The sequence below is a fragment of the Mesorhizobium sp. M1A.F.Ca.IN.020.03.2.1 genome (genome assembly GCF_004023205.1).
Classification (GTDB): domain Bacteria; phylum Pseudomonadota; class Alphaproteobacteria; order Rhizobiales; family Rhizobiaceae; genus Mesorhizobium.
Genome location: NZ_RZSV01000019.1, coordinates 38614 through 45072, shown reverse-complemented (window position 1 = coordinate 45072; position 6459 = coordinate 38614). Strand labels below are relative to the sequence as shown.

At 59.3% G+C, this 6459-nt stretch carries 9 protein-coding genes and 1 pseudogene; 3 read left to right on the top strand and 7 right to left on the bottom strand.

The window, feature by feature from the left end:
- Nucleotides 1–294 precede the first annotated feature (294 nt).
- From EOA79_RS05650 to EOA79_RS05640, 3 genes are all read left to right on the top strand, one after another.
- The gene (locus EOA79_RS05650) at nucleotides 295–714 is read left to right on the top strand and encodes a DUF305 domain-containing protein (RefSeq protein WP_127213872.1); all 420 of its coding nucleotides are present in this window, start codon (nucleotides 295–297) and stop codon (nucleotides 712–714) included.
- Nucleotides 689–1246 carry a cytochrome b/b6 domain-containing protein gene (locus EOA79_RS05645; protein ID WP_127213873.1) on the top strand — a complete coding sequence of 186 codons (558 nt, stop codon included), beginning with the start codon at nucleotides 689–691 and terminating at the stop codon, nucleotides 1244–1246. Before EOA79_RS05650 ends, EOA79_RS05645 begins: the two co-directional genes overlap by 26 nt.
- Before the next feature lie 426 nt (nucleotides 1247–1672).
- Entirely contained in the window at nucleotides 1673–1858 is a 186-nt protein-coding gene (locus tag EOA79_RS05640; RefSeq protein WP_127213874.1) for a DUF3606 domain-containing protein, read from the top strand.
- Nucleotides 1859–2285: 427 nt separating this feature from the next.
- Here the strand turns inward: EOA79_RS05640 and EOA79_RS05635 are convergent, their stop codons facing one another.
- The 7 genes and pseudogenes from EOA79_RS05635 to EOA79_RS05610 form a co-directional block, all read right to left on the bottom strand.
- Nucleotides 2286–2504 carry a hypothetical protein gene (locus EOA79_RS05635; protein WP_095802949.1) on the bottom strand — a complete coding sequence of 73 codons (219 nt, stop codon included), beginning with the start codon at nucleotides 2502–2504 and terminating at the stop codon, nucleotides 2286–2288.
- Nucleotides 2501–2902, bottom strand: a complete 402-nt coding sequence (locus EOA79_RS05630; protein WP_127324606.1) for a hypothetical protein — start codon at nucleotides 2900–2902, stop codon at nucleotides 2501–2503. Before EOA79_RS05630 ends, EOA79_RS05635 begins: the two co-directional genes overlap by 4 nt.
- Nucleotides 2903–3238: 336 nt before the next feature.
- The gene (locus EOA79_RS05625) at nucleotides 3239–3520 is read right to left on the bottom strand and encodes a hypothetical protein (RefSeq protein ID WP_127334680.1); all 282 of its coding nucleotides are present in this window, start codon (nucleotides 3518–3520) and stop codon (nucleotides 3239–3241) included.
- A 163-nt stretch (nucleotides 3521–3683) separates the two neighbouring features.
- Nucleotides 3684–3857 (bottom strand): hypothetical protein, encoded by a 174-nt coding sequence (locus tag EOA79_RS32665; RefSeq protein ID WP_164746643.1) that lies wholly within the window; start codon nucleotides 3855–3857, stop codon nucleotides 3684–3686.
- Nucleotides 3858–4190: 333 nt separating this feature from the next.
- Nucleotides 4191–4409, bottom strand: a complete 219-nt coding sequence (locus EOA79_RS05620; protein WP_127213878.1) for a DUF768 domain-containing protein — start codon at nucleotides 4407–4409, stop codon at nucleotides 4191–4193.
- Nucleotides 4410–4503: 94 nt separating this feature from the next.
- Nucleotides 4504–5013 carry a DUF892 family protein gene (locus EOA79_RS05615; protein WP_095802953.1) on the bottom strand — a complete coding sequence of 170 codons (510 nt, stop codon included), beginning with the start codon at nucleotides 5011–5013 and terminating at the stop codon, nucleotides 4504–4506.
- Between the two features lie 771 nt (nucleotides 5014–5784).
- Nucleotides 5785–6355: pseudogene (locus EOA79_RS05610) on the bottom strand (SOS response-associated peptidase family protein).
- Between the last annotated feature and the right edge of the window lie 104 nt (nucleotides 6356–6459).

Sequence of the window (6459 nt, the reverse complement as noted above, 5' to 3'; positions counted from 1 at the left end):
CGGGTACTTCGTTCCGGTGAGCTCGAAGAAGGCCGATGCCGGCACAAGACAGCGCCTGCTGTTTGCGAAGTGTCGCCCCTCAGACCGGAGATTGAACACCGGCCGCCTTTTGTACCGGACAGGGGGAAAGCCGAATGTCATGGAGGCAAGCTGGAGCATGCGTCGGCCGCTGGTCGCCCCGGAAACCAGGCCGAACTAGCCTGGCGACGCAGGATATGCGCGTTGACGATACGTTTGGACGACCTACCTTCCATTGTCCAAACTGCGCGCGCATCAGCTTGTAGGAGAACGCCAATGGCTTTCAAACGTCTTGCCCTAGCCACCCTTGCACTCGGCAGTCTTACAATTGCCGCGATGGCGCAGGAGGACGGGCTGCCTGAAGCTTGTAAAAAAACAGGGGCGGCTATGGACATGAGCCACCAAGGTGGCGGGATGCAGTTCGAGGAAATGGACGCGGCTCACAAGGACATGATGGCCGGTATGGGCGCGATGCAGAGCGATATGATGACCGGCATGATGGCGAAGGACATTGATATCGCTTTCGTCTGTGGAATGATCCCTCATCATCAAGGCGCGATCGACATGGCCAAGGCCGAACTGGCGCACGGGAAGAACGCCTGGACGAAAAAGATGGCCCGAAAGGTCATTGACGCTCAGACCAAGGAAATTGCCGAACTGAAGGACTGGCTTGCGAAGCACAAGCAGCAACAATGAGGATCCCCGGGCAGCTGCTTGGGCTTGGCCCCTGCGGCTTTTGCATTGGTTGACGGTCGGGCTATTGGTTTGGGAAATCGTCATCACCCTAGGGCCGATGAATGAGCGCGGCGCCGTTGCGATGCGATGGATGCCAACCCACATGTCCCTTGGCCTCGCACTTTTTGCCCTATGCCTTTGCAGGATGGCTTTTAGGTTGGTGACGCAGGCACCCCAACCTCAGCGCCCGGCCGCGGTGGCTGTCCACCTCGCATTGTATGCCATTCTGATCGCGTTGATCGCCACAGGCTGGCTCGGCCATCAGCCCATGCCGTTCATGTCGACACCCAAGCTTTTCGGGTATTGGCCGATCCCGTTCGCTCCGAAAATTCCGTGGCTTGGAACTGCCCGGCTGCTGGCTCTGCACAGTGCGCTCTTTTGGGCGTTTTGCGGAGCAACGCTAGTGCACATTGGTGCTGCGCTCGTTCATCTTCTGCTTTTACGGGACGGGGTTTTTGAACGGATGACGACCCAATGGCTGAACCGAAACTAGACAGCTGCTCACGAAAAAAGCCCGCCGGCCGAAGCCAGTCCATCTTCCCTCAAAGCTGTGTGTGCGCCCCTTCGCAGATCGATCGCCGACCCGAGACTAGCGGGTTATGGCGGTGACCTCCTGTTCTTCACCGAAAATCCTGCAGGGCCGCTTGGCGCAGCTTGTGCATATTGAATCAATGCGAGTGTTGCGGTTGGTATGCGGAACAGCCGAAAGCGTTAGCGCTCTAAGGGAGCGGCCAGAACGGCCCGCCCCCGGATGGGAGCAGGAGCGGGCCTGCGGAGAGCGGAGATTCCGCCCGGCGGCTTTGCATAGGGGTTGGGAGGATGCGCGCCGCCGCAACCCAACTTGGTCGAACGCAAAGTGTTCCGCAGCCGGAACATCTTGTTTGTGATCCGGTGTGTTTCGGGCAGGAGGAATGCCCCAATGGAAGACGACAAGACCAAATACGGCGGCAGTGACGGCAACCGAGTCTCAGCGGATCAAGATTACGAGGTTGAATACTTCGCAAAGCGACACCGGATTTCGCCGGGAGCAGTCAGGGAACTGATCCGACAGCACGGCAACAACCGCAAAGCCCTGGGGCGCCAGGCCAGAAAGCTACGGCCGTGACGAGGATGCCAGGTCTGTGCCCGCCGATTGCCGAAATCGGGCCGGGAGAGCGCGAGGTCGATCATTTTCATCGGGCCCCATGTGCGGCCGTTGATCTACCGGCTTCGCGCCAAGTTATTCGGCATCAAAAGACCCCGCACAGGTCCGTCAGGGCTCCAGGCGTCCCATTGTGGAACGAATTCACGGGTCAGTGATTAACAAGAAGTCGGTCGGTTCCTTCGGGAATGTAGCCGTCTCAGTGGCAACCTAAGGCCCGTCGCTTACGCTCATTAGCTGCGGCGGGCTTTTATTAGTTACGCCTAAGGTTCTGATGTCAGTCGCCGAACGGTGGCGTACAATCCAGACCTGCCCCTCTGCCAACGGGGCAAAGGCTCGGCCTGTGCGCCCATGGTCCCCTCGATACCCTCGCAGGCCGGGCCCCCGATATCTAGGCTGCATCGTGCCCCGCTGCCTTTTCCAGCAAGCGCGACAAGTGCAGTTCGTGAAGCTCCTGCATGCTTTCAACGAGTTCGAGGAATTCAATCGCCTTGGCAGCTGGCAGTTCGAGGCGTTGTAGTTTGGCTATCCGTTCCCGCTGCAGGGCAAGGTGCCGTCTGCCGAGCCTGACGTGCCCTCGCACCATCTCAATGTCATCAGCGAGCGTCATGAGCTGGAACGGCGGGGGACAGGTCTTACGTTCCCCTCGGGACCAACAGCAATGCAAGACGCATCGCTGACACCGTGGACCGAGCTGATCTTGTCGAGACCAAGCCGCATCACCTGACATTGGGCAAAGTTGAAGGCCGGCAGGCGATGCCTGAAGGAACGAATGACGGTGCCTATACCGGCCTCCTCGACAATGACGCGCCATTCGTGCCCCGTCTCGGCGATGGACACAAAGTTCCGGGTCAGATGCGGGCTTAGCCGGTGGGGGTCGGTCAATGGCCTGGTGTCCCGCAATCTCTGCTGGGAGCGGTCAATCGCCTTCCTCGCTTCAGCAATCAGCCTAACGTCATCCGCGGATAGGCGCGCGCGTGAAAAATACTTGACGGAATGGTCGGACATGACTCGCTCCGGTCTTGATGCAGACGGGAGCGCTAGGTCGCTGTCTCTCAGCCGCCGGCGTCCTTTGGTAGTTGCCGACGATAATGGTTAACATACACGATGTCGGTTCTGTTCCCACGAAATACCAAAAGACCTTAGCCCTCTCTCCGAGTGGCGACGGGCCGAAGCCTGCCACGTTCATTCGTAGGCCCGCGGCGGGCTCGAAGAGCGCGTCCAGGTCTCTTCCAGCAAGCGCTCCCAGTGGGCGACGTGCTCGGCCTGCACCCGCATGAACTTGCGCAAGAATTCTTGCGCCTCGTCTATCGGGTGACCGTCTCGACCAGCTTGTCGATGAGTTCACGCTGGCGAGCGATTATCGCCTCGCCCTCGCGGACGTGGCGCTCTGCCTTTTCCAGTAGGCTCTCCCGGCGTCGCATTGCGGGCTCGCTTTAGGTTCTTCTCAAGTTCTTCCAACAGCTGGTCAGCATCGGTTATCCCGCGTCCGAAAAGGCTCATCACCTTGAGCGCGACGTTCTCGCGCTCATCAACGCTTTCGATCTTGTGACTTGAGCAGTAGTCGCTCACTGCCTTCGCTAGAATGTTGATTTCGGCAGGCTCAATTATGCCGTACGCCAGCATGCACGTTCCTGAGCGGGACAGCACTATGAAGGCTCTCACACATTCGTTCACCCTCTACCCCGAGACGCCACACCCGCAAGACAATACACCCCGAAAAAGTCGGGCACGAGTCGATTAGATTGGATTGACCGCTGCGAAACGTCACTTGCTGCTCTGAGAGACATCAGTGCGACTGCGACAGCGTCAGAGTTGCGGAATAGACACTCAAGCCAGCTTCGTCCTGTACCGACACGACTAGCCTGCGGTCCTGCTCGGCGACCACCGTTTCCTCGCCCGCAATGTCGTGTAGCGCCCTTAGCGCTTCCTTCCGCGCATCGCTGATGGTGGCCAGGTCCACCCAGGCGTCTCCAAGGCTCTCCCCATTCCAAACGACTTCGAACCGATAATGCGGCATACCCTATCGTGATCTGCGCCAGACCAGCCCGCATTCAAATTTGAGGGTCAGGAGAAGTCCGGCGGTTCCATTTTTGGTGGCCGGCTACGTCCTTTGCGGGGAGGGTCTTTCGGGCTGGTGTCGGGCGAATAGGTCAGCGTGATCGGCTTGCCGCCGCACATCGTGCATTTCATCTTCAGCTGCAGATCCTACTCCGTGCGGGAGCGTCAGGGCCGAACCGATCGGAGCGCCGGCAGATCTCTGATGCCGATCGCAGTTCTCGGGCACCTCTTGGTCTCAGTCGGCCAAACCGCCCCTCCGGTGTTGCATGGCTGTAAGGATCACCCTCAACAGGCTACCGACATCCTCAATCTCCTCGGGCGAGATGCCTTCGCGCCCTGCAGCTTCCATGGCCGCGTCGGACAGATAGATGATTGCGAGCGGATCGTCGGTCGTCGCATTTGGCACATGCTCCGCCATCCATTTATCGAGGAAATTTTTCCCACGCGTGCTCATAGCAGCTTAGGTTCCTTCTCGAGCTCCCGGTCGGATGCCGATTGTGCTCGATGCTGGCGGTCGAACAGCTTTCGCGTCCCTGACCGCCGTCCACTCAGCGTTTCGCACTGTCGCGATCGGCTTCTGCCCGCGTTAGGAATTTTTCCGTAACTTGTGACAGGTTGCTCTTCAACCACTCAGCCATCGCTTCCTCTTCCCGCAGATTCTGCTCACAGACGCGGGCGATCTCGGCTTCGCCCTCTGCATTCGCGGCGGCGATGAGGATGGTGTAAGATGCGATTTCCATGTGCTCGAAGGTGTAGCTGGCCAGGGACCCCTTCATGACCTCGTCGCCAGCAAATACGCCGCTGAGCGACTGCGCCGTCGCGGTCAGCTTGCCGCCTGCGTCCTTCAGCATGGAAGAGCCCTCGTCAAGGCCGTCCAGGCAGGTCTTCAACCGCTTGGCCTGTTCCCTTGTCTCTTCCAGGTGGATGCGGATTCTATCGCTGAGTTCGGGGTAGCTCTCGATCCGGTTCAATTGGCCGGATAGCATCGTTTCGGCTTGTTCTTCCATGGCGTGGGCATCCCTCAGCCATTGGATCAGCCATTCGCGCGACTCAGACATTGCTCTTCTCCGTAGTTGGTCGAGCCGAACCTCTGCTGATGCGATTTGTTCCTCGAAAGACGTTAGGTGCCTAATTGAGCTAGAACCCGTTTTGCCCCTTCGTCCTGCACCTCCCCGAAGTGAGATCTGAGATCATCGCCGGCACCAGCATAACGCCCTGAGGGCTTTGCCAACCGGTAGTCACTGGCGGCGAGCCTCAGTACAATCACGATCCGGGCACCCACGTGCCGTATCGAGAGTGACGGTTCACTGTAGGACGGGGAGCGTAATTGAGGCACTCCCCCCGTAACCTATGGACGCAGGCACATGACGCGGGCCCGCCAAAAATGATGGCGGCCGAAGTTTTCAAGTTCCGCGACAGTATGCATCGGCCGCCGGATTCCGCCAGTTCGGAAGAAGGCCGGCCGCGCCAAGTTGGAAAGTCCTGTTGGAGCGAGTGCTGCATGCAGAGCTACATGGTTGAAGTAATGTCCGGTCACGTGGTCACATCCCACTAAGTTGCGGTTGCAGAAACACCGTCGAAAGCAGCTATTGCGGTCACGGGTCGGGCGGTTCATGATTGGTGCCAGGAATGTGCTGTGGATCCGCGTGACAACCAAGCCGACTGGACAGTCTACAAATTCGCTCAAGTGAGCCCGAGCTGGGAAGGACCAGCTCGCAACCTCGACGTTGTTGGATTGATGACACTGGCCGACGATGCCGCATGCTGGAAATGTTCGTGCTTGGGGGAGTCATGCCATGATGCATGACCAGCCGGGCTGTTCAGCCTCTTCAGTCTCGAACCGTCTCAACTGACAAAGACCCGGCTGGAAGCGGTCGCAACAGATCGCCCTCCGATTCCGTCAGGTTGAGCCAGGCGGACCAGTTCTCCGGCTCAAGGACCACGACCTGACGGGCGCAATGTCGGGACTGGGATCCGTCGTCAGCATGGTGAAGGTGGGCGGCTTGTTGCCGGCCGCTTCGCGCCAGAGCCCCGCGATCGCCATGAACGGGGCGCCGTCGACGTGAACCGGTGCTTCGCCTTCGGGTACTTCGTTCCGGTGAACTCGAAGAAGGCCGATACCGGCACAAGACAGCGCCTGCTGTTTGCGAACTGTCGCCCCTCCGACCGAAAATTGAACACCGGCCCGCCCTTTGGACCGGAGGGCGGGAAGCCGAATGTCATCGAGGCTAGCTCGATTGCATCGCCGGCAGCGCGCATTACCGGAGCCGGGTCGTTGATGCGGATGTCAGCTTGCGGCAGCTCAAGTTCACTCTGATGGCTGGAGATCTGCAAGGCGAGCGACTCCATGATGCGGCAGTATTCGGCCCAAGCGATATGCTGCTCGTAGTCGTTGCACATGGGTTTGAGCCTTAGCGTTGTCGCGCGTCTATCTTTCTCGCCAGAAGACGCGCCTCTCGAAGTCGAGAGTTCGCGTCGTTGCCGATCAGGTCGATGAGCTCGCG

Coding starts and splice junctions, on each gene's coding strand:
- EOA79_RS05650 (WP_127213872.1), top strand. CDS start 295: ATGGCTTTCAAACGTCTTGCCCTAGCCACCCTTGCACTCGGCAGTCTT.
- EOA79_RS05640 (WP_127213874.1), top strand. CDS start 1,673: ATGGAAGACGACAAGACCAAATACGGCGGCAGTGACGGCAACCGAGTC.
- EOA79_RS05635 (WP_095802949.1), bottom strand. CDS start 2,504: ATGACGCTCGCTGATGACATTGAGATGGTGCGAGGGCACGTCAGGCTC.
- EOA79_RS05630 (WP_127324606.1), bottom strand. CDS start 2,902: ATGTCCGACCATTCCGTCAAGTATTTTTCACGCGCGCGCCTATCCGCG.
- EOA79_RS05625 (WP_127334680.1), bottom strand. CDS start 3,520: ATGCTGGCGTACGGCATAATTGAGCCTGCCGAAATCAACATTCTAGCG.
- EOA79_RS05620 (WP_127213878.1), bottom strand. CDS start 4,409: ATGAGCACGCGTGGGAAAAATTTCCTCGATAAATGGATGGCGGAGCAT.
- EOA79_RS05615 (WP_095802953.1), bottom strand. CDS start 5,013: ATGTCTGAGTCGCGCGAATGGCTGATCCAATGGCTGAGGGATGCCCAC.